A 21,713-nucleotide genomic window follows, 5' to 3' on the forward strand; every position below is an offset into this window, starting at 1 on the left:
CGCCGCCGTCAGGCGGACGCCGTTACGGCAGCGGGATGCGCACCACCTGCGGGTCGTGGTCGCTGAGCTGAGTGCGGAACTCGCTGTTGATGTGCACGATGTCGTAGCCGTACGCCGTGGCGGCCAGCGAGCCGGAGATCAGGATGTGGTCCAGCACCTGCGAGTTGCCCTCGTACACGTAGGTGTAGCGCTCGGCCGGCGGCAGGGTGCGCGGCAGGTCGGTGAGCGAACCGCCGGCGGTGAGGATGTCGGTGGTCCGGGAGAACTCGAAGTCGTTGAGGTCGCCGAGCACGATGACCGAGGCGTTCGGGTCCACGGCCAGGATCTGGTCGGTGAAGCCCTTCACCACGGCGGCCTGGTCGTGGCGCTGGCTCTCCGAGGGGCGCGCCGGCGGCTGGTAGCGGCCGAAGAGGGGCTGGTCGCCGCCCTTGGAGTTGAAGTGGTTGGCGATCACGAAGACCGGCTTGCCGTTCCAGCGGAACTCACCGGCGAGCGGTTTGCGGCTGGAGTTGAACGCCGCGTTGGAGGGGTCGATCCGCCCGGGCGAGTAGGCCAGCTGCGGCGTGCCGCCCGCGTTCACGACGGAGTCGGCGGTGGTCGGTCCGGCGCCGGGGCGGTCGGTGAAGGAGAGGCCGCGGTCGGTGCGGAACAGGAAGACCTGGCGGATGTTGCCGCCGGGCTGCCCGCCGTCCTGGCCGTCCACCGGGTCGATCTCCCGGTAGGAGTAGGAAGGGCCGCCGGCCGCGGTGATGGCCGCGGTGAGCTTGGCCAGGGTCTGGGTCGCGCTCACCGTGCCGTCGCCGGTGGCACCGCTGTTGTCCTGGATCTCCTCCAGGGCGACCAGGTCGGGCGAGCGCAGGTTGGTGACGATGCCCGCCGCGAGGCCGTCGAACTTGCTCTGCGGCTCGGACGGGGCGAGGTTCTCCACGTTGAAGGTGGCCACGGCGAGCTGGCCGGCCGTCGGCGCGGCGGTGACCTCGGGGGCGGTGCCCCCGGAGGTGACCGTCGGGGTCGCCGTGACCTGGAGGGTGAAGTTGCCGAAGGCGTAGTCGAGCACGCCGACGGTGGCACCGGTCAGGGTGTCGCCGACGTTCGCGGTCGGGGTGGGCGCGAGCGCCTTCCCGAGGACGACCCGCTCCGGGTTGCCGTCGTTCGCCTGCAGCAGGATGCCGCCCCGGCCGGTGCGGGTGCCGCTGCCCTGCGGGACGACGGGGACCTCACCGAACTTGTTGGTCGGGCCGACCACGGCCGCGTTGTCGAGCTCGACCCGCATGCCCTCCAGGGACTCCCAGAAGTCCAGGCCGTCGGTGGCGGGCTGGAAGTTCCCCGCGGTCTCGACGTCGCCGGAGGTGACGCCGGAGATGACCGCGGACGGAGGTATCCGCCCGCCCTGGCCGACCACGGTGGCGGCGGGCAGCGGCGTGTTGTGGGCGACCACCGTGACGGTGGGCGCGGTCAGTTCGGTGATCGACAGGTTGGTGGTGCCGCCGGTGCCGCCCGGGCGGTACTGGCTGACGGTGGCACCGACCGTGACCGAGTCGCCGACCGCGACCGAGGGCGCGCCGGCGGTGTAGACGTAGACGCCCTCGCTGGTGCCGGGGTCGTTGTCGGGCTGCGGGTCCTGGAACCAGAAGCCGTTGGGGCCGACGGCCGTCACCACGCCGGGCACCGCGCTGACCGCGCTGCCGGCCAGCGGGGAGGTGCGGGCGGCGCCCTGGATGTCGTGGATCCGGGTGCCGCCGGTGTTGCCGCCCCCGCCGGTGGAGGAGTTGCGCGGCGCGGGCGCGCCGATCGCGAAGTCCGCCGCGTTGTCGTCCGTGTCGGTGGCGCCGCCGCCCTTGCGCAGGGCGGCCGTGGTGTTCGACGGGTTCCCGGTCGGCGAGCCCTCGGCGGAGCCGGCGCTGCTGCCGTAGCCGACGAAGTCCCTCACCCCGGGCTGGCCCGCGCAGCCCGAGGCGCAGGTCAGCGCCGTGCCGTTGGTGACGAGGGCGACCTTGCCGGAGGTCGCGGACATGGCGATCGTGCCGGTCGCGTCCGGCGTCGGCAGCGCGGCACCCGCACCGGCCCCGGCGGCCTCCTGGACCAGGAGGTAGTGACCGGGCGCGATCGTGCCGGAGAGGGTGGTCCGCGCCCAGCTGGAGCCACCGGCCGACGCGTACTGCACCGTCCAGCCGGTGACGGACACCGGGGTGGCGCCGCGGTTGTACAGCTCGACGAAGTCGTTGGCGTACGGGGCACCGGAGTTGCCGCCACCGCCGTACACCTGGCTGATCACGATGTCGGGCGACGCCGCCTGCGCCACGCCGCCGGGCAGCGCCACCAGCGCCGCCACCACGGCCGCGGCGGAGGCCACCGCCGGGGTTCGGCGCCGAACTCGCGGCGTTCTCCGGGTGGTCCGGGGGTTCGAGGTGCTCCGGGGATTCGCGACGGTCCCCGGATACGAGGTGCTCCCGGGATTCGAGGTGCTCCGCATGAGGCTGACTCCTGACCACCGTCCGGGCTCGTGGCCCGGCGGTGTGACCACGGATGGGAAAGGTCGGGCGCTGCGGTTCTAGCAGCGCCACCAGATCCCTACCGGTCGTGGCGGGCAACGGCCAGACGTACGGCGGAAGAACGTTTCCGCGCGCGACAAGTGGGATGCCACCCTCCGGACGGCTGGGCCCGACTTCCGTCGCCCCGCACGGCTGCTGCCCCGACCGGAACAGCACCGGCCCGGGTCCGGCAGCTCCCCGCCGCCGAACCCGGGCCGGTGGACTCCGCCCGCCGGGCTCAGCCCGGACGGTGCCGCACCGGCACCGTCCGGGGCGGGCGCCGGCGCAGCGGCGCCAGTTCGCGTTCCAGGGCCCGCACGTCCAGCGCTATCCGGGACGCGATCTCGCGCGGCCCGGTGCCGACGGGCACCCGGCGCGACCAGGAGCGGGGCTTGGCCGGGCCGTCCTGGACCATGTGGAAGTTGAGCCTCACCATGTCGGCGACGTCGACCAGGCTCACCAGGATCCTGGTGTCCGCGAGGTCGATGCTGACTTCGTTCCCGATGCACGAGCAGGCCACCAGGCCCTCGATGTCCTCCTCCGCCAGGTACCTGGCCAGGGGTACCGCCTTCCCCCGGACCAGAAACGGACGTTCCGCAGTCACCGGACCGCCTCCTCCCCAGCAGCTGTACGCAGCCTCGGCCGCGGCGCAGGCGCACCGCAACGGACCGGGCCCGGCCTATGCTCCACCACATCCGGCCGGATCGCCAACTCGCCGTCTCACCACGCGAATTGAGTGAACGCACCGACCCGGCGCACCGGCGCACGCCTCGGCGCACCGCGCCTGCCCGCCGGGCCTCCGGACGCCCCGCAGCGCACCGGGTGGCCGAGCGGTCGGACGTCCCACCGCGCACCCGGTCGCGGGCGATCGGTTACCGCGCGGCCGGCAGCCGGCCTCCGATCGGCCAGCGCGGACCGTCCTGCGGGTCGCCCTGCCACGCCCACTGGGCATCAGGGGTGACGGTGACGCCGTAGTCGTACAGGCCCGGGCGGCCCAGGCCGTCCCACTGGGCCCAGGCGAGCATCAGCTCGTCGCCGAGCCGGCGTGGCCCACCCTGCCACAGCACCGGTCGCCCGTCCGCTCCCGGGCCGACCTCGGCCCACGAGCGGTCGCCGTCGTGGACCAGGACGACCGGCCCGTCCGCACCCTGCTCGGTGGAGAGCACGGCGTCCGGGGCGGCGACGCGCAGCGCGAACCGCAGGTTCCAGTCCTCCAGCGCGGCCGGGTCGCGGTCGAGGACCCTGCTGGTCTCGGGCTCGGCGTCGCCGCGGACCGCGGCGTAGGCCGAGCGCCCGGTGCCAGCCTGCGCCGGACCGGTGCGGTCGCCCATGAACTGCGCCAGGCCGTGGACCCAGCCGTGCGCGACGCGACCGCCCTCGCCGACGGTGAGCGCGACGTACCCCAGCCGTCCCCAGGGGTAGACGATCCGCCCGCCCGGCCGCACCGCCGCCACCCACGACCACGGCACCGCCTCGACCGCGTAGGTCGCGTGCAGCCGGTCGACCCGGCCGCCACCCGGCGGTCCGCCGGCGGTGCCGTCGCCGACCACCACCTCCACGTCGAGTCCGGCAGCCGCGAGCCGGCCGCGGGCGAAGGCGGCCAGCCGCTCATCGACCTCGGTGGAGACGACCAGGCCCGGTCCGGCCCGCCAAGCGGCCAGCGCCGCCGTCCAGCCCTGCCCGGTGCCGACGTCCCACACCCGTTGCCCCGGCTCCAGCCGCAGGCTGTCCAGCATGTCCGCCACCACGGACGGCGCGGACAGCGACGACGACGGCAGCCCACCGGAGAGCTGGGTGACGGCCGGCTCGTGAAGGCCGGCGTACAGCTCGGCCAGCCACCCGTCCGGGTCGCCCGACAGCTCCACCGGCACGTAGGCCCAGCCGTCCCACCGCCACAGCCGGCCCGGCGCGAACCGCTCGCGCGGCAGCGCGGTGAAGGCCTCCCGCAGCCACGGCGAATCCTCCGGCCACGCCCCGGCCCGCTCCATCTCCGCATCCAGGGCCGACCGGCAACCGGGCCCCGCGTCGTCGCCCACGGTCACTTCTTCTTGTGCTTGCCGTTGCTCGGCGGCGGCGTGGTCACCTTGCCGTCGGCGTTGCCCGGCGGCGGCGTCCCCTGGCCGGGGTCCTTCGCCGGCTTCGAGTGCTCTCCCACGCTGCCTCCTCCTGCAGACCACGGATACGACCAGCCGACCATCCTGGCGCACCTCCGCCCGGCGCGCTAAGGCGCGCGGGGGCAACCGGGGCGCAGACAGCGTCGGCGCACGCCGGGCCTCCGGTGGCCCAGCGCGGGGTCCGAGTCCCGGCCGGGGACGAGGCCGCCCCAGCGCGGCCGATACCGACCCGCGCGCCCCCGACCGGCTCTCCTACCTCGCCGTCACCCGCCCACACCACTCAACGGGGCCATCGCCCGGCAGGCGGCTGGTCGACGTTCGGGCCGCCCGTGTGCGGAACCTGGACGTAGCCGTCGGCCGGCACGGGCAGCGCGTCGATGCATGTCGTCGAGCAGGCGTTGACCAGCAGCGGCAGGACGTCGGCGCCCGACGTCCTGAGCGAGATCCACACCTGGCGGAGCGCCGCGCCTTCGACGCACTGATCGCAGACGCTGCACGTACGGATCGCTGCGGCACCCCACACACCGGGGTCGAGGTCTTCAAGGTCAACGCCGTCGGCGCCGGTCGCTGCAGTCGACAACGGCGGAAACGGCGGCCGCTGCTTGTAGTTCCCATACAGCGCACGGGTGCTCACCGTGCTGAGCCGAAGGTTGGGGCACCGGGTGATCTCATAGGGGAACCAGTGCAGCCGGTAGGAGGTGTACGGGGTGAACTCCTCGAGACTCTCCATCGCGCCGATCTCAGGCGGTATGCGCACCGGGTTGCTGCCGTACAGCACGAGGTGCTTCACCGAGGTCAGTCCGGCGATGGCCGGCGGGAGCGTGACGACCTGGCGCCGCTGTTCTGCGGTGAGCTCCACCAGCGGCTTGAAGACTTCCCGTCCGGGGTCACGCAGCCTCCGCCGGTGCGGATCGACCGGGGTACGGATTCGAAGGAGAGCCGGCCGGCCTGGACTCGGTTCCGTCGGGGTTGCCGCCCCGGGGGTGGGGCGGGGGCGAGGTGGTCGAACGTGCCCGAGCCACCGGGTCGGGCGAGTGGCCGGGATCAATCGAATTCCTGAACGCACAATTCTAAATGATCATCAGACTTGTTGCTCATTAGGGAGATTGTCCGTGCACGTGCTCCCGATCCGTGGATAGCATCTGAATTCCATTCTGTTCGAGCGCTAATCGCCTGGGAGGGGCGGCGCCGGGCAGACCGACAGGAGACTTCATGCGCGTGTCCAAGCACGTCCACCCCGTCAGCAACCGCCCGACCGCGGCCGACGTCGCCCTGCCACCGGCGCTGCCCTATCCCGACGGCTGGTCCGCACTCGCCTTCTCCGCCGAGCTCAGGCCCGGCACCGTCCTCACCCGCCAGCTCGCGGGCGAGGACGTCGTGCTGTACCGGCTGCGCAACGGCCGCCTGCGCGCGATCCGCCCGTACTGCCCGCACCTGGGCGCCCACCTCGGCCTGGCCGCGGTCGAGGGCGACGACCTGGTCTGCCCCTTCCACCGGTTCGCCTTCGACGCCGAGGGCCGCTGCGTGCGCACCGGGTACGGCACCACCCCGCCCAAGGCCGCGCTCACCCGGTTGCCGGTGCGCGAGGTGAACGAGGCGGTCTTCGTCTGGCGCCACCACGACGGCCGGGAGCCGGACTGGGAGATCCCCGCCTGGCACCGGCTCGGGGACGGTCGGCAGCCGCTGCGGTACGCCTCCTTCGAGATGCCCGGCTACGCCCAGGACGTCATGGAGAACTCCTTCGACCTGGGCCACTTCGTCACCCTGCACGGCTGGCCACAGGGCGAGTTGGCGGCACCGGTCGAGTTCGACGGCACCAGCTTCCACATCTCGATGCTCGTCCGGGAGACCTTCCCGCTGCTCGGGATGCGCGAGGTCCACGTCGACGTGGACGGGTATGGCCTCACCGCGCTGCACACCGACGTGCACACGCCCTCGCTCGGTCTGGAGATCTGCTCACTGGTCATGGCCACCCAGGTCGCCCCCGGCCGGATGCAGCTGCGGCAGGCCAGCCGCTTCGTGATGTCGGAGCCGTCCGGGCTGCCGCCGGCCGTCGCCCGGGTGGTCAGCCGGACGGTCACCCGGCTGCTGTCGGGCCCGATGTTCAGGCGCAATCTCGAGTTCACCTCGGCGGACTTCCCGATCTGGTCCACCAAGCGGTACGTGTCGCCGCCCCGGCTCGCCCCGGGCGACGGGCCGATCGGCGCGATGCGGCACTGGGCCCGGCAGTTCTACCCGCCGGACCACCAGGCGCACCTGCCGGGGCCGGCCGCGCTCGCCGACCGGAACGGTCACGGCGCCGGCGGGCACGGCTCGGCCGGGCACGGCGCCGACGGAAGCGGCGCGGCCGGGAGCGGCACGAACGGAGACGGCCCGGAGGGGCATGGCGCCAACGGAAGCGGTGGCGACGGCCACGGCGCAGCCGTGGGCGAGACCACCGCGAGCCCGGCCCGGACGGAGGCGTCCGGCAAGGCGTCCAGTGGAGCCTCCCGGGGCTGAGCCGTCCCGGTCCACCCCGCCGCCCCGCCCCCTGATCCATGCCACCGGCCCGAACCGGAACCGAGCGTCCCGGCGGTACCGTCTGGCGTGGAGGACGAACGGGCGCGGCGAGGGGAGAGTCGGCGTGGAGGCGTTGGGGGACGGGGATCCGCGGCAGGTGGGCGAGTACCGCCTGCTGCGGAGACTCGGCGCGGGCGGGATGGGCCGGGTCTACCTGGGCCGCACGGCGGGCGGCCGCACGGTGGCGGTCAAGCTGGTCCACCAACAGTACGCGGCGGACCGGGAGTTCCGGGTGCGGTTCCGCAACGAGGTGGCCGCCGCCCGGCGGGTCGGCGGCCGCTGGACGGCCCCGGTGCTGGACGCGGACACCGAGGGCGCCCAGCCCTGGGTGGCCACCGGGTACGTCGCCGGGCCCTCGCTGGGCACCGCCGTACGGGACTTCGGCCCGCTGCCCGTCGCCGCCGTCCGGTCGCTCGGGGTGGGGCTCGCCGAGGCGCTGGAGGCCGTGCACGCCCAAGGGCTGGTGCACCGGGACGTCAAGCCCTCCAACGTGCTGCTGGCGCTGGACGGTCCGCGCCTGATCGACTTCGGGATCACCCGGGCGCTGGACGCGGCGACCGCGCTGACCCGGTCCGGCTTCGTGGTCGGCTCCCCCGGTTACCTCTCCCCCGAGCAGGCCGAGGGCCGCAACGCCGGGCCCGCCTCGGACGTCTTCTCGCTGGGCGCCGTGCTCGCCCACGCCGCCACCGGCACCGCGCCGTTCGGCTCGGGGGTGAGCGCGGCGGTACTGCTCTACCGGGTGATCCACGACGAGCCCGAACTCGACATCGCCGACCGGGAGTTGCGCACCCTGGTGGCGGACTGCCTGGCCAAGGACCCGGCCCGCCGCCCCACCCCGGCGCAGCTGCGCGAGCGGCTGACGGCCGCCGACCCGACGGCGGGCGAGCGGCTGGGGCGCCGGGACTGGCTGCCGCCCGCGATCGCCGGCGCACTGGCCTCGCTCGCCGTCGAGCTGCTGGACCTGGACGGCGACTCCACCATCCAACCTGGCGGCCCCACCGGGCAGTTCGGCCCGGCGGAGCCGTGGCCCGACGGCCCGCCGAGCCTGCCCACGCCGACCCCGGCAACGCCGACCCCGGCAACGCCGACACCGTACTCGCCGACACAGCCCCCGCCCTACCACCCCCCGTACCCGTACGCGCCCCGGCCCGTCCGCCGCCGGCCCGGGCCCGGCGCGCTGCTGGTCGCCGCCGTCCTCGCGCTCGCCCTGGCGGGTACGTCGGTGTTCCTCGCCATGCGCGACAAGGGCGCCGGCACCCCGGCCGCGGGCGACGGAAGCACCTCGCCCTCGCCCGTCGCCACCTCCGGAACCCCGACGCCGGACGGCGAGATCCCGGCCGCCCTCCTCGGCTCCTGGCAGGGCACCCTGGGCAGCCCGCAGACCCTGGTCCAGCCGGACTTCGCGATCACCATCACCCAGGGCCGGGCCGGCGATCCGGTCGCCCGGATCCACAACAACGAGGGCGCCGGCACCCGTTACTGCGACGCGACCGCCGACCTCGTCCAGGTCACGGCGGACCGGGTGGTCCTGCGCACCGCGCCGATGAACGCGCTCAGCGGCTGCGCCGCCGTCCCGTACGACCAGGTGTACACCCGCAATCCGGACGGCAGCCTGCACCTGCTGGTCGGCGGATTCTCGGGCGACCTGCGGAAGAAGTAGCCGCGCGAGTGCGATCTGGTGTTTCCACTACTGCCGACCGCCGTCGGAGGAGGGGTTCGTCCAACCCAGCGGGTCGAGGACGGCGCGGGTGCGTCCGTCACGCAGCTCGACGAGGCGTTCGTAGGCCGGCCGGCCCGTGCCGTAAGCCCGTTCGACGGCGTCGAGGACCTCGCCCATCCGGGCCGGGTCCGGGCTGCCGTCCTCGAAGGTCAGCTGTGAGCCGACGTGTTCCACGAGGTGGCGCATGCCGGCAGGGCCGCCGCCGAGGACCCCGCTCTCGAACGGCCCCGTCACGGCCCAGCGCAGACCGAGCGAGGCCCGCACCAGCTCGTCGAGCTCCTTCACGTCGATCACGCCCTGCTGCACCAGGTAGGCGCACTGTTCGTTGAAGACCTTCTGGAGTCTGTTGCCGACGAAGCCGGGAATCTCCTTCTTCAGCCGGATCGGCAGCTTGCCGAGCGCGCGGTAGACCTCGACCGCCCGGTCGACGGTCCGAGTGGCGGTCCGCGGTCCCGGCACGACCTCCACCAGCGGCATCAACTCAGGCGGGTTGAAGGGATGGCCGATCACGATCCGGTCGGCCGCCGGGTTGCCCTGGGCGATCACCGAGGGCAGCAGGGACGAGGAGGACGAGGCCAGCACCACGTCGTCGCCCGTGTGCGCGGCCAGCGCGGCGAACATCTCCTCCTTGATCTCGATCCGTTCGGGTCCGGCCTCCTGCACGAAGTCCGCTCCGGCCGCCGCAGAGGCCAGGTCGGCGGTCGCCGTCACGGGCACGCCCGCCAGTTCACGTTCCACCAGCTCCTGCAAGTCGGGCCGCGGGTCGCTCATGCGCACCTCCCAACCGGCCCCGCCGAACAGACGCGCCCAGGAGATACCGATGACCCCGGCACCAACGATCGTCACGACCGCCATGAAACCCACCTCAGAGGATCGACAGAGAGACACAGGCTCGGGCGCGGCCGGGCGCCGGCCCTGCCTTCAGGAGCAGAGCCAGGGGACAGGGCGGCAAGTCGGCCGAGCCGCGAGAGGAACTGGTCCGCACTCGGCTCCCGGTTCCACGTCATAGTCGACACCCAGGGCAGGAAGTCTGTCCAATATATGATTGGCTCATGATCAATATCAAAGACGATATGAACCTGTCACGGCGCCTGCTGGAACAGTTCCTGGTGGTGGCGCAGGAGAAGCACTTCGGCCGGGCCGCCGAACGTCTCGGCATGAGCCAGCCACCACTCAGCCAGTCGATCCAGCGCCTGGAACGGACGGTGGGTGCCCGGCTGCTCGACCGCGGCCCGGGAGGTGCGCGGCTGACCGCGGCCGGGAAGGTGTTCGCCGCCGACGCACAGCGGCTGCTCGACCTGCAGACCGCCGCGGTCGCCCGGGCCCGGCGGGTCGCCTCGGGCCTGGAAGGCGGTGTCCGCGTCGGCTACGTCAGCCTCCTGAGCCACGTCTACCTTCCCGCGATGCTGCGAGCGGCAGCCGAGCAGCTGCCGGGGCTCCGCGTACACCTCCAGCACGGCTCGTCGGCGGGTGTGGTCGACCAGGTGCGGGGCGGCATGCTCGATCTCGGTTTCGTGCGCGACCCGGGGCGGCTCTCCGACGATCTCGTCAGCAGGGTCATCGTCACCGAGAGAATCGCTGCCGCGCTGCCGTACGACCACCGGCTGGCCCGGGCCCAGGGGATCGACCTCGCCCAGCTGGCGGACGAGGACTTCGTGCTGCCGGACCCGACGGCACTGCCCGTCCTCGCCGAACAACTTCGACTCGCTTGCCGCGATGCGGGGTTCACTCCCCGTGAAGTGGCGATCGCCGATGACCTCAGCGGCCTGTTCAGCTATGTGTCCGCAGGCCTGTGCGTGAGCCTCGCGCCCGAGAGCCTGCAGCACCTCACCGTCTCCGGCGTGCGACTGGTCCCGCTCCAGGGGCGGGCGAGCCACCTGGAGACCGCCGTGTACGCCATCCACCGCCCGGACGCCGACGCCGCGGTGATCCGCCTGCTCGAGATGACGGCCGACCTGCGGCCTTCGAGTCGCTGAGCACCCTGATCGGGCCACCCTTCGCATGGTGGAGTCGATGGAGGATGCCGATGACTCGCCTGCCGTCGGCACCGCCTGACACATCCCGCGTCCCCTCCACCCCTCTGGTGAGGAGAGAGGAGAAGGGCCGTCCCGGGGGCCACCCCGACAGCGCACCGCCGAAACGCGCACCCGCCTGCCCGGACCCCGCGCAGCACGTAACAAGGCAGTACTAAGGTGGCTGCTGTGGCCCGCTTCGTCCTGATCCGCCGTACGCCGCTGCCGCCCGCCGAGTGCTGGGAGCGGCTGACGGCCTGGTCGCGGCACGGGGACCGGGTGCCGTTCACCCGGGTGTCGGTGGTGCGCGGCACCGGGCGGGCGGCGGGGGATGTCGTCCTGGCCCGGACGGGCCTGGGGCCGCTCCGCTTCGACGATCCGATGGAACTCACCGAGCTGGTCGCACCCGGCCCCGGCCGGGACGGGCGGTGCCGGCTGGTCAAGCGCGGCCACCCGGTACACGGCTGGGCCGAGCTGCGGGTCCGGGCGGTCGGCGGCGGCAGTGCGGCGGTCTGGACGGAGGAGCTGACGGTCTCCGGCCCGCCCCGGGCGGTCGGCCCGCTGCTCGATCCCGTCCTCGCCCGGGCGGGCCGCCTGGTCTTCGGCCGGGTGCTGGACCACCTGCTGGAGTCGTAGCCCGTCGCACCGGGCACCCGCGAGACCGGAGCGCCGGCCGGTCAGTCGTCGCCCGAGTCGCCGTAGTGCCGGCGCCACTCGCGGGCGCGGGCGTTGTGCCACTCCACGCCCTCCACCGCCTGCTGCTCGGAGAGACCGGTCAGACGGGCCACCACACTCAGCGGGACGGGGTCCTCGTAGTCGGCGATGGCCCGGCAGACCTTCCCCGCCCACTGTTCCTCGGGGACGAAGGGGCGGTGGCGGTAGTCCGCGATCAGGGCGGCCAGGTGGTCCGCGCAGCAGGCCAGCACGAGCCGCTTGCCGTCCAGCGCGGACTGGGTCGAGTGCAGGGCCGAGGAGTCCGGCACCAGGGCACCGAGCAGGTCCGCGGTGGCGACGACCCGCCCGCAGTGGTCGCAGAGGTCGAGTGCTTCCGTGTCGTCGGCGGCGGAATCGTCCGCCGCGGGTCCGATGTCCTCCATGCCGCACGCCTACCCCGCGACATCGGCGCAAACCCGGCGAGAATCAGGGGTCGTACCGGCGGCGGACCCGGGCCCCGGCGAGCGCCCCGCGGACCCCGCCCGGCCGTAGGGGCGTTTGGCGGCGCCCGTCCCGGAAAGCCGCTCCGGGTAAGGCTCGTCGACGGAACCGAGGCTGCCATGACCGAGTTCGGCTACTTCCTGTCCTGCGAGGAGTTCACCCCCGCCCAGCTGGTCGAGCAGGCCCGGCTGGCGGAGCGGGCCGGTTTCACCCGGCTGGCGATCTCCGACCACTTCCACCCGTGGAACGACGCCCAGGGCAACAGCCCGTTCGTCTGGGGCGTGATCGGCGCGCTGTCGCAGGTCGTCCGACTGCCGGTGACCACCCTGGTCACCTGCCCGACCGTCCGGCTTCACCCCGCCGTGACGGCGCAGGCGGCGGCCACCGCGGACGTGCAGCTGGCGGGCGGGCTCCGGCTCGGGGTCGGCACCGGCGAGGCGCTCAACGAACACGTGCTGGGCGACCGCTGGCCGCCGTTCGCAGTGCGGGCGGACATGCTGGAGGAGGCCGTCGAGGTCATGCGGGAGCTGTTCACCGGTGAACTGGTGTCCCACCGCGGCACCCACTACACGGTGGAGAACGCCCGGCTCTACACGCCCCCGAAGGCGGCCCGGCTGCCGGTGTACGTCTCGGCCTTCGGCCCCAAGGCGGCCGAGCGGGCGGCGGAGTTCGCGGACGGCCTGGTCACCATGAGCCCGGACACCGAGCTGGTCGGCCGCTACCGGGCGGCGGGCGGCACCGGTCCGGTGATCGGCGGGGTGAAGGTGTGCTGGTCCGAGGACCGCGAGCGGGCGGTCAAGACCGTCCACCGGCTGTGGCCGACCGAGCTGCTGCCCGGCGAACTCGCCCAGGTACTGCCCACGCCCCGCCACTTCGAGCAGGCCACCGAGCTGGTGACCGAGGAGATGGTGGCCCGGTCGGTGGTCTGCGGCGACGATCCGCGGGCGCACGCCGACCAGCTGCGCGCCTATGTCGGCGCCGGCTTCGACGAGGTGTACGTCGGGCAGATCGGCCAGGAGCAGGAGGGGTTCTTCGACTTCTACCGCGAGCAGATCCTGCCGCAGGTGGCCTGAGCGCCGGGCCGCGCCGTGGAGGCCTTCCCGCCCTTCCCGCCCTGGAGCCTGCGCGAGTACGCCCTCCTCGCCGACGGCGAACGCGGCGCCCTGGTGGGCCCGTTCGGCGAGGTGGCGTGGCTGTGCGCGCCCCGCTGGGACTCCGAGCCGCTGTTCGCCGGCCTGGTCGGCGGCAGCGGCGTGTACGCGGTGACACCCGTCGGCCGGTTCGTGCCGGGCGGCTACTACGAGGACGGCGGTCTGGTCCGCCGCAGCCGGTGGATCGCCGGGGACGGCATCCTGGAGTGCCGGGAGGCGCTGGCCATGCCGGCGGACCCGCACCGGCTCGTGCTGCTGCGCCGGCTGACCGCCGAGTACGCCCCGGTGCGCTTCCGGACCGTCCTGGAGCCGGGATCCGGCTTCGGGCCCCGGCGCGACCGCGAACCCCGCCGGACGGCGGGCGGCTGGTCGCTGCGCACCGGGCCGCTGAGGCTGCGCTGGACGGGTGCCGGATCGGCCCGTCCCGACCGGGACGGCCGGCTCACCGCCGAGACCGTCCTGCACCCGGGCGAACGGCTGGACCTCGTCCTGGAGGCCGCCGACCGCCCCCTCGACGGCCCCCCGCCGGACCCGGAGAAGGCCTGGCGGGCCACCGAACGCGCCTGGCGGGCGGCCGTACCCGGCCTCGGGCACACCCTCGACGGCCGCGACGCCCGGTTCTCCTACGCCGTGCTGCGCGGGCTCACCTCCCCCGGGGGCGGCGGCATGGTCGCCGCCGCGACCACCAGCCTGCCCGAGCGCGCCGAGGCCGGCCGCAACTACGACTACCGCTACGTCTGGATCCGCGACCAGTGCCTGGCCGGCCAGGCGGTGGCCACCTTCGGATCGTACGAACTCCTGGACGAGGCGGTGCGGTTCACCACCGCGCGGCTCGACGAGCACGGCCCCCGGCTGGCCCCGGCCTACACCGTGACCGGCGGTCCGGTGCCCGACCAGCGGACGGTCGACCTGCCCGGCTACCCGGGCGGCCACGACCGGATCGGCAACCGGATCACCCGGCAGTTCCAGCTGGACGTCTTCGGCGAGGCGCTGCTGCTCTACGCGGCGGCCGCCCGGCACGACCGGCTGGACCCGTCCGCCCGGGCCGCGGTGCGCACCGCCGCCACCACGATCGCCCAGCGGTGGCGCGAACCGGACGCCGGGATCTGGGAGTTGGAGGACCGCGCCTGGACGCACAGCCGGCTGATCTGCGCCGCCGGGCTGCGCGCGATCGCCCGCCCGCGGGCGGCCGGCCCGGCCGGGGTGCCGGACGGGCTCGCCGCGGAGTGGAGCGCGCTGGCCGACCGTATCCTCGCCCACACCTCCCGGCGCGCCCGGCACCCGTCGGGCCGCTGGCAGCGCTCCCCCGGCGATCCGGCGCCCGACCTCGCGCTGCTGCTCCCGCCCTACCGCGGCACCCCGGCCGCCGACGACCCCCGTACGGTCGCCACGCTGCGCGCCTGCCGCCGCGAACTCACCGACGAGCACTACGCCTACCGGTTCCGGCACGACGGACGCCCGCTCGCCGAGGCGGAGGGCGCGTTCGTCCTGTGCGGCTTCCTGATGGCCCTCGCCGAGCACCAGCAGGGCGACACCGTCGAGGCGGCCCGCTGGTTCGAGGCCACCCGCGGGCTGTGCGGCTCGGCGGGCCTGTTCTCGGAGGAGTACGACATCGCCCAGCGCCAGCAACGGGGCAACCTGCCGCAGGCGTTCGTGCACGCCATGCTGCTGGAGTGCGCGGCCCGACTGGCCGGGCCGCCCGGCGCCTGACGGGAAGCCGGCCTGAAGGGCGGCCGCCCGGCGCCCGCAGTTCCCCCGGCACCTGCGGGCCCCCGGGCGCCTGACGGCCCGCCCGGACGCGCCGGGCGGGCCTTCGAGAGCCCGGCTCCGCCGGGAGCAGCCCGCGGGGATCAGCCCGCCGGCCGGGCGAGCGCGCTGCGGTCGAGGTCGGCCAGCAGCTCGGCGGTGTCCCGGTGGACCTCGGCGGCGCCGGCGCCGAGGAGTTCCTGCGCGGCGAAGCCGCCGCTCTCCACCGTGACGCACGCCACGCCCGCCCGGCCCGCCGCGGTGACGTCCCAGACGGTGTCACCGATGAACACGGCGTGTTCGGGCGAGGCGTCCACCCGGTCCAGGGCGATCCGGAGCAGGTCGGGGGCGGGCTTGGTGGCGCTCACGTCGTCGGCGGAGGTGGCCGCGGCGATCACGTCGTCGGCGTCGAGCGCGCGGCGCAGCACCGTGAGTTCCCGTTCGGACGCGGAGCTGGCGAGGACGACCTGCCAGCCCCGGTCGGCACAGGCGCGCAGCAGCTCGGCGGCGCGCGGCAGCGGCTGGATCAACGGCCAGAACCGGGCGTACAGGGCGTCGTGGGCGGCGGTGATCGCGTCGTCGTCGCCGTGGTCGCGCTCCTCGCCGAGTAGGTGGTCGAGGAGTTGGTCGGAGCCCATGCCGACGGCCCGGTGGACCCGGGCGGTGGGCACCGTGCGGTCGTGCTGCCGGAGGGCCTCCCACCAGGCGAGGGCATGGAAGTACACGGTGTCGAGCAGGGTGCCGTCGACGTCGAAGAGTGCAGCTGGGGCCTTGGTCACCGTTTTCTCCTTCGGTCGTTCGCCGACGTCCGCTCGTTCGCCGACTTCGGTTGTTCGTTGACGTCCGCTCGTTCGCCGACTCGCGGTCGTCCGCCGCGACGCTCGCGCGGTCAGCCCACCCGGTACCCGTCGGCCCGACCGGGCGCCAGGCGCAGCCCGTGGCCGGGCGCGCCGTCGGCACCGGGGGTGACGGTGCCGCCGCAGGGGTCGAGGGTGCCGTCGAAGAGCAGCCGCTCGATCCGGACGTGGTCGTGGAACCACTCCAGGTGGCGGCAGTTGGGGACGGCCGCGGCGGCGTGGGCGTGCAGGTGGGGGGCGCAGTGGGCGGAGACGTCCAGGCCGTGGGCCTCGGCGAGGGCCGCGGCGCGCAGCCAGCCGGTGAGGCCGCCGCAGCGGGTGGCGTCGGCCTGGAGGCAGTCGACGGTGGGGACCATCCGCGCGAAGTAGGCGAGGTCGTAGCCGTACTCCCCGGCGGTGACGTCGGGGGTGACGGCGTCGCGGACGATGCGCAGGCCGGTGAGGTCGTCGGAGGAGACCGGTTCCTCGAACCAGCTGACGCCCTCGTCGGCGAGCGCGCCGCCGATCCGGACGGCCTGTTTGCGCCGGTAGCCGCCGTTGGCGTCGGTGTACAGCTCGGTCCGGTCGCCGACGGCCGCGCGCGCGGCGCGGACCCGTTCGAGGTCGCGCCGTTCCCGGGTGCCCCGGGACTCGCCGATCTTGATCTTGACCCGGGGGATGCCCTGCTCCTCGGTCCAGTGCCGCAGCTGGCGTTCCTGCTGGCCGGCGGAGTAGGTGGTGAAGCCGCCGCTGCCGTAGACGGCCACCGGGCGGGCGGCGCCGCCGAGCAGTCGGGCGAGCGGCAGGCCGAGCAGGTGGCCGCGCAGGTCCCACAGGGCGAGGTCGACGGCCGAGATCGCGCCCGCGACCAGGCCGGGGCGGCCGGTGTTGCGCACCGCGCGGTTCATCGCCTCGTGGGCGCCGCTGGTGTCGTGCGGGTCGCGGCCGGTGACCAGCGGGGCGAGTTCCGCGCTGATCACGGCGGCGGTCGCGGGTGCGCCGTAGGTCCAGCCGAGGCCGGTGTGCGGGCCGGCGACGGCTTGGGCGAGGACGAGGGTGGTGCTGTCCCAGGCGAGGGTGCCGTCCGCCTCCGGGGCGTCGGTGGGGACGGTGTAGACCTGGACGCCGATGCGTTCGACGGCGGTCATGCCGGCGCTCGCAGTCCGGACCGCTGCCCCGCCGCGAGCAGGCCGGCGGCGCGGTCGACCAGGGCCATGATGGTCAGCGCCGGGTTGGCGCTGCCCTGGGTGGGGAGCACGCTGCCGTCGGTGATCAGCAGGTTGGGCACGGCGAAGGTGCGCAGCCGGTGGTCCACCACGCCGCTCAGGTGGTCGGCGGCCATCCGGCAGCCGCCGACCAGGTGGGCGTAGCGGTCGATGGTGATGACCTCGTCGGCCCCGGCGGCGCGCAGGATCGACTCCATCACCTCGCGGGCGGCCCGGATGAGCATCCGGTCGTTCTCGCACTGGGAGAAGGTGAACCGCGCGACGGGCAGGCCCCGGCGGTCGGTCTCCTCGGCGAGGGTGACCCGGTTGTCCGGCTGGGGCAGCAGTTCGGCGATGGCGCCGAGGGTGGCCCAGTGCACGTAGTCGGACAGGTACGCGCGCAGGTCGGCGCCCCAGTGGCCCTGGGCGACGACGTGCTCGGCCCAGGTGATGGGCAGCGGGGAGATGTTCTGGATGCTGAAGCCCCGCCGGTACGGCTTGCGCGGGTCGGTCTCGTAGTACTGCTCGGTGGTGACCTCGGGCGGCGGGGCCTTGTAGGCGCGGATCTCCTCCTCGAAGCGGCCGGAGGTCTGCGGGGCGCCCTGCACCATGACGTAGCGGCCGACCAGGTCGTGGTCGTTGCACAGGCCGTCGGGGAAGCGCGGACAGGCGGAGTTGAGCAGCAGGCGCGGGGTCTCGATGGCGTACCCGGCGACGGCGACGGTGCGGGCGCGCTGGAGGTGTTCGCGGCCGTGGTGGAAGTACCGGACGCCGCGGGCGAGGCCGTCGCGGTCGAGCTCGACGGCGGCGGCCATGCAGTCGGCGCGGATCTCGGCGCCGTGCGCGAGGGCGTCGGGGACGTGGGTGATCAGCGGGGAGGCCTTGGCGTTGACCTTGCAGCCCTGGAGGCAGAAGCCCCGGTAGACGCAGTGCGGTCGGCGTCCGAAGCGGCCGTTGGTGATGGCGACGGGGCCGACCCGGGCCTGGATGCCGAGGGCGGCGGCGCCGCGCAGGAACACCTCGCCGTTGCCGCCGACGGGGTGCGGCGCGTGCGGGTAGGGGTGGGGTTCGCCCCAGGGCCAGTACTGGCCGGCGACGGGCAGTTCGTGCTCCAGCCGGCGGTACGACTCCCGCAGGTCGGCGTAGTCGATCGGCCAGTCGGCGCCGACGCCGTCGACCGTGCGGGTGTGGAAGTCGGACGGGTGGAAGCGCGGCGTGTACCCGGCGAAGTGGACCATCGAACCGCCCACGCCGCGGCCGGAGTTGTTGGATCCCAGCGGCACCGGGTCGGTGCCGTCGATGACCCGGGGTTCGGTCCAGTACAGCTGGTGGGAGGCCGCCTCGTCGCTGACCCAGTCGGCGAGCGGGTCCCAGAACGGCCCGGCCTCCAGGACGACCACGCTCCAGCCCCGGCGGGCCATCCGCTGGGCGAGGGTGGCGCCGCCCGCGCCGCAGCCGACGATCAGCAGGTCGACCTCTTCCGCGTCCCGGTGGCGCCGCATGTTCCGTACCAGGGAGTGGTCGAAGCCGCGGCCGTCGGACGGCAGCAGCCAGGCGGAGGCGTTGCGCCGGCGGACCTCGCCTTCGGCGGCGGCATTGGCCCGTACGGTCGCGGCGGCGGCGCGCAGCCGGGAGTGCCGGCCGGGGTCGGTGGCGGGCGGGACGGGGCGCGGCGGCTCGTGGTCGGGCGGGCGCGGCGGGCGGGAGTGGGCGTCGGCGACCTCCCAGGGCTCCCGCAGCCCGGCGCCCAGGCGCAGGTAGCCGCGGGGGTGGGCGGGGCCGCCGAAGCCGATCTCGTTCCAGGCGGTGGGGGTGGAGTAGTAGGCGGTGCAGGCGTAGCGGGTCCACAGGCTCCACACGTGCTGCGCGGGCAGGCCGTGCCAGCGCTCGCCCGCCAGTTCCTGCACCCGGCCGAGCACCGCCCGCTGCTGGACCTCGGTGAGGTCGGCGAAGCAGCCGTCGGCGTCCTCGTCGAGGGCGCGCAGGCTGCGCCGCCAGGCCTCGTCGTCCTCGGGCAGGTCGGCGAAGTGCCAGCCGTCGGTCTGCCGCTCGGCGAGGCGGGCGTCGATCATCGCGAGCAGCGGAGGCTGCGGGTGGTCGAGCAGCTGGTCGAGCAGGGCGCGGGCGGTGGCCTCCTCGGCGGGGGTGAAGAAGCGCAGCGGCGGCTGCGGGCCGGTCCGGGACAGCACCGCGGCGACGGTCTCGCGGTCCCAGTAGCGGACCTGGCCGAGCACGTCGTAGCCGGGGAAGCGGGGTTCAGGCATCGCGCGACTCCCGGCGCAGCACGGCGGCGACCAGGCCCATCCCTCCGACCAGGCTCATCAGCAGCGGCGCGAACAGCGGTGGGCCCATCTCGATGTTGTAGCGGGCCATCGACCAGCCGCCGGGCTTCTCGGCGATGCCCCGGACGTGCAGGTAGGTGCCCTGCAGGCCGTTGGCGGTGATCGCGGCGGAGGCGACCGGGAGCAGCGTGTGCGCCGCGCGCGGGCTGCACGCCCCGGCGATCCCGGCGGCCGCGCCGACGGGGCCCAGCCACACCGGCCACCACATGACGCGGTTGCCGAAGCCGGCCCGGTCGTGCTCCAGGTAGATCTCGGCGGCGGTGATCACCGAGCCGCCGGCGGTGGCCAGGGCCAGCGAGCGCTGGAAGCGGCCGGTGCGGACGTTGCGCAGGGCGAGGTCAGTGATGCCCATGCCGGCCTCCGAAGGAGGGCAGGAGTTCCTGGAGCTTGGCCTTGAGGCCCTGGCGGACCACCGCGACGCGGTCGGCGTCGCCGCGCAGCACGGACTCGGCGGCGGCCTGGATCTGGTCCCAGGTGGCGTGCGGCGGGATCGGCGGGACGGCCGGGTCGGTGACCAGCTCCAGCACGTAGGGCCGGTCGGCGGCCAGGGCGCGCGACCAGCCGTCGGGCACCTGCGCGGGGTGGTCGGCGCGCTCGGCGCCCAGGCCCAGGCTGCGGGCGAAGCCCGCGTAGTCGACGTCGGGGAGCTGCTGGGAGGGCAGGAAGCTGGGCGCGCCCTGCATCGCCCGCATCTCCCAGGTGACCTGGTTGAGGTCACGGTTGTTGAGCACCGCCACCACCAGGCGCGGATCGTCCCACTCCTGCCAGTACTTGGCGATGGTGATCAGTTCGGCGAGGCCGTTCATCTGCATCGCGCCGTCGCCGACGATCGCGATGGCGGGCCGGTCGGGGTGGGCGAACTTGGCGCCGATCGCGTACGGCACGCCGGGGCCCATGGTGGCCAGGGTGCCGGACAGCGAGCCGCGCATCCGGCCGCGGAAGCGCAGGTGGCGGGCGTACCAGTTGGCGGCGGAGCCGGAGTCGGCGGTGACCATGGCGTCGTCGGGCAGCAGGTGGTCCAGGGCGTGGACGGCGTACTCGGGGTTGATCGGGTTCGCCTCGACCCCGGCCCGCCGCTCCATCACGTCGCGCCAGCGTTCGACGTTGTCGCAGACCGTGCGCTGCCAGTCGCGGTCCTCCTTGCGGGCCAGCCGCGGCAGCAGGGCGTCCAGGGTGCGGGCGGCGTCGCCGACGAGATTGACCTCGTACGGGTAGCGCAGCCCGACCATGAACGGGTCGAGGTCGATCTGTACGGCCCGGGCCTTGCCGAACTCGGGCAGGAACTGGCTGTAGGGGAAGCTGGAGCCGACGGTGAGCAGGGTGTCGCAGTCCCGCATCAGCTCGTAGGAGGGCCGGGTGCCGAGCAGTCCGATCGACCCGGTGACGTACGGCAGGGTGTCGGGCAACACGTCCTTGCCGAGCAGGGCCTTGGCCACGCCGGCGCCGAGCACCTCGGCGACCTGCTCCACCTGTCCGCGGGCGTGGGCGGCTCCCTGGCCGACCAGCATGGCGACCTTCCGGCCGGAGTTGAGCACCTCGGCGGCGCGACGCAGCTCGTCCTCCTTCGGCACGATCGTCCACTGCGGGCTGCCCAGGCTGGAGGGCACCATCTTGAAGGCGTGCTCGGGCGGGCTGTAGTCCAGTTCCTGGACGTCGGCGGGCACGATGACGGCGGTGACCGTGCGGCGGGCGGCGGCGGTGCGCATCGCCCGGTCCAGCACGTTGGGCAGCTGCTCGGGGACGGTGACCATCTGGCAGTACTCGGCGGCGACGTCCTTGTACAGGCTCAGCAGGTCGACCTCCTGCTGGTAGGAGCCGCCCATCGCGCTGCGGTCGGTCTGCCCGACGATGGCGACCACCGGGACGTGGTCCAGCTTGGCGTCGTACAGCCCGTTGAGCAGGTGGATCGCGCCCGGCCCGGAGGTCGCCGCGCACACGCCGGTGCGCCCGGAGAACTTGGCGTAGCCGACGGCCTCGAACGCGGCCATCTCCTCGTGCCGCGCCTGGATGAAGACGGGGTCGTTGTCGGCCCGGCCCCAGGCCGCGAGCAGCCCGTTGATGCCGTCGCCGGGGTAGCCGAAGACGTACTGCACGTCCCAGTCACGCAGTCGTTCGAGGATCTGGTCGGAAACCTTCGGGGACACGGTGCTCCTCCTTCGGTCCTTCACGGCGACGGCCCCCCGCAGCGCGGTTATCCGCTACGGGGGTCCGGAAACGCCTTCCGGCCGTAAAGACCGGCGGGGCGTGCCAGCCGCGGGCGGGGGGTGCCCGGCGCGGGCCGGGTCCGCCGGGAACAGGCAGGTCCGCCGGGCGCGGGCCGGGTTTGCCGGGCCCGGCTGCGG

At 74.2% G+C, this 21,713-nt stretch carries 17 protein-coding genes; 6 read left to right on the forward strand and 11 right to left on the reverse strand.

Going from position 1 to position 21,713, the window contains the following annotated elements:
* Positions 1-22 precede the first annotated feature (22 nt).
* The 4 genes from ACIQI7_RS00090 to ACIQI7_RS00105 form a co-directional block, all read right to left on the reverse strand.
* A complete protein-coding gene (locus ACIQI7_RS00090; protein WP_401103296.1) occupies positions 23-2,353 on the reverse strand; it encodes a lamin tail domain-containing protein in 2,331 nt (776 codons plus the stop codon).
* Between the two features lie 416 nt (positions 2,354-2,769).
* Entirely contained in the window at positions 2,770-3,135 is a 366-nt protein-coding gene (locus tag ACIQI7_RS00095; RefSeq protein WP_401103298.1) for a hypothetical protein, read from the reverse strand.
* A gap of 268 nt (positions 3,136-3,403) precedes the next feature.
* Positions 3,404-4,567, reverse strand: a complete 1,164-nt coding sequence (locus ACIQI7_RS00100) for a methyltransferase domain-containing protein (RefSeq protein WP_401103300.1) — start codon at positions 4,565-4,567, stop codon at positions 3,404-3,406.
* 358 nt (positions 4,568-4,925) lie between these two features.
* Positions 4,926-5,504 carry a leucine-rich repeat domain-containing protein gene (locus ACIQI7_RS00105; protein ID WP_401103302.1) on the reverse strand — a complete coding sequence of 193 codons (579 nt, stop codon included), beginning with the start codon at positions 5,502-5,504 and terminating at the stop codon, positions 4,926-4,928.
* Between the two features lie 353 nt (positions 5,505-5,857).
* Here ACIQI7_RS00105 and ACIQI7_RS00110 point away from each other — a divergent pair, with 353 nt between their 5' ends.
* On the forward strand, positions 5,858-7,144 hold the full coding sequence (locus tag ACIQI7_RS00110; protein ID WP_401103304.1) for a Rieske 2Fe-2S domain-containing protein: 1,287 nt from the start codon (positions 5,858-5,860) through the stop codon (positions 7,142-7,144).
* Between the two features lie 157 nt (positions 7,145-7,301).
* On the forward strand, positions 7,302-8,864 hold the full coding sequence (locus tag ACIQI7_RS00115; RefSeq protein ID WP_401103306.1) for a serine/threonine-protein kinase: 1,563 nt from the start codon (positions 7,302-7,304) through the stop codon (positions 8,862-8,864).
* A gap of 27 nt (positions 8,865-8,891) precedes the next feature.
* Here ACIQI7_RS00115 and ACIQI7_RS00120 read toward each other — a convergent pair whose 3' ends face one another.
* On the reverse strand, positions 8,892-9,779 hold the full coding sequence (locus tag ACIQI7_RS00120; protein WP_401103308.1) for a 3-hydroxyacyl-CoA dehydrogenase NAD-binding domain-containing protein: 888 nt from the start codon (positions 9,777-9,779) through the stop codon (positions 8,892-8,894).
* Positions 9,780-9,997: 218 nt separating this feature from the next.
* Between ACIQI7_RS00120 and ACIQI7_RS00125 the strand changes: the two genes are divergently transcribed.
* Together ACIQI7_RS00125 and ACIQI7_RS00130 are read left to right on the forward strand one after the other, a co-directional pair.
* Entirely contained in the window at positions 9,998-10,900 is a 903-nt protein-coding gene (locus ACIQI7_RS00125; protein WP_401103310.1) for a LysR family transcriptional regulator, read from the forward strand.
* 225 nt (positions 10,901-11,125) lie between these two features.
* The gene (locus tag ACIQI7_RS00130) at positions 11,126-11,572 is read left to right on the forward strand and encodes an SRPBCC family protein (protein ID WP_401103312.1); all 447 of its coding nucleotides are present in this window, start codon (positions 11,126-11,128) and stop codon (positions 11,570-11,572) included.
* Between the two features lie 41 nt (positions 11,573-11,613).
* Here ACIQI7_RS00130 and ACIQI7_RS00135 read toward each other — a convergent pair whose 3' ends face one another.
* On the reverse strand, positions 11,614-12,033 hold the full coding sequence (locus ACIQI7_RS00135; protein WP_401103314.1) for a hypothetical protein: 420 nt from the start codon (positions 12,031-12,033) through the stop codon (positions 11,614-11,616).
* Positions 12,034-12,210: 177 nt separating this feature from the next.
* Between ACIQI7_RS00135 and ACIQI7_RS00140 the strand changes: the two genes are divergently transcribed.
* Positions 12,211-13,164: a TIGR03557 family F420-dependent LLM class oxidoreductase gene (locus tag ACIQI7_RS00140; RefSeq protein ID WP_401103316.1), complete on the forward strand. Its 954-nt coding sequence runs from the start codon at positions 12,211-12,213 to the stop codon at positions 13,162-13,164.
* 15 nt (positions 13,165-13,179) lie between these two features.
* On the forward strand, positions 13,180-14,952 hold the full coding sequence (locus tag ACIQI7_RS00145; protein WP_401103317.1) for a glycoside hydrolase family 15 protein: 1,773 nt from the start codon (positions 13,180-13,182) through the stop codon (positions 14,950-14,952).
* A 140-nt stretch (positions 14,953-15,092) separates the two neighbouring features.
* Here the strand turns inward: ACIQI7_RS00145 and ACIQI7_RS00150 are convergent, their stop codons facing one another.
* The 5 genes from ACIQI7_RS00150 to ACIQI7_RS00170 all read right to left on the reverse strand — a co-directional run bounded on the left by ACIQI7_RS00150 (position 15,093) and on the right by ACIQI7_RS00170 (position 21,515).
* The gene (locus ACIQI7_RS00150) at positions 15,093-15,767 is read right to left on the reverse strand and encodes an HAD family hydrolase (protein ID WP_401103319.1); all 675 of its coding nucleotides are present in this window, start codon (positions 15,765-15,767) and stop codon (positions 15,093-15,095) included.
* A gap of 110 nt (positions 15,768-15,877) precedes the next feature.
* Positions 15,878-16,972, reverse strand: a complete 1,095-nt coding sequence (locus tag ACIQI7_RS00155) for an enolase C-terminal domain-like protein (RefSeq protein WP_401103320.1) — start codon at positions 16,970-16,972, stop codon at positions 15,878-15,880.
* Positions 16,969-19,293: a GMC family oxidoreductase gene (locus ACIQI7_RS00160; RefSeq protein ID WP_401103321.1), complete on the reverse strand. Its 2,325-nt coding sequence runs from the start codon at positions 19,291-19,293 to the stop codon at positions 16,969-16,971. The genes ACIQI7_RS00155 and ACIQI7_RS00160 overlap by 4 nt, the downstream gene beginning before the upstream one ends.
* Positions 19,286-19,723: a hypothetical protein gene (locus ACIQI7_RS00165; protein ID WP_401103323.1), complete on the reverse strand. Its 438-nt coding sequence runs from the start codon at positions 19,721-19,723 to the stop codon at positions 19,286-19,288. Before ACIQI7_RS00165 ends, ACIQI7_RS00160 begins: the two co-directional genes overlap by 8 nt.
* A complete protein-coding gene (locus ACIQI7_RS00170) occupies positions 19,710-21,515 on the reverse strand; it encodes a thiamine pyrophosphate-requiring protein (RefSeq protein WP_401103325.1) in 1,806 nt (601 codons plus the stop codon). Before ACIQI7_RS00170 ends, ACIQI7_RS00165 begins: the two co-directional genes overlap by 14 nt.
* Positions 21,516-21,713: the final 198 nt, after the last annotated feature.

It is taken from the genome of Kitasatospora sp. NPDC092039 (genome assembly GCF_044756065.1).
Classification (GTDB): Bacteria; Actinomycetota; Actinomycetes; order Streptomycetales; family Streptomycetaceae; genus Kitasatospora.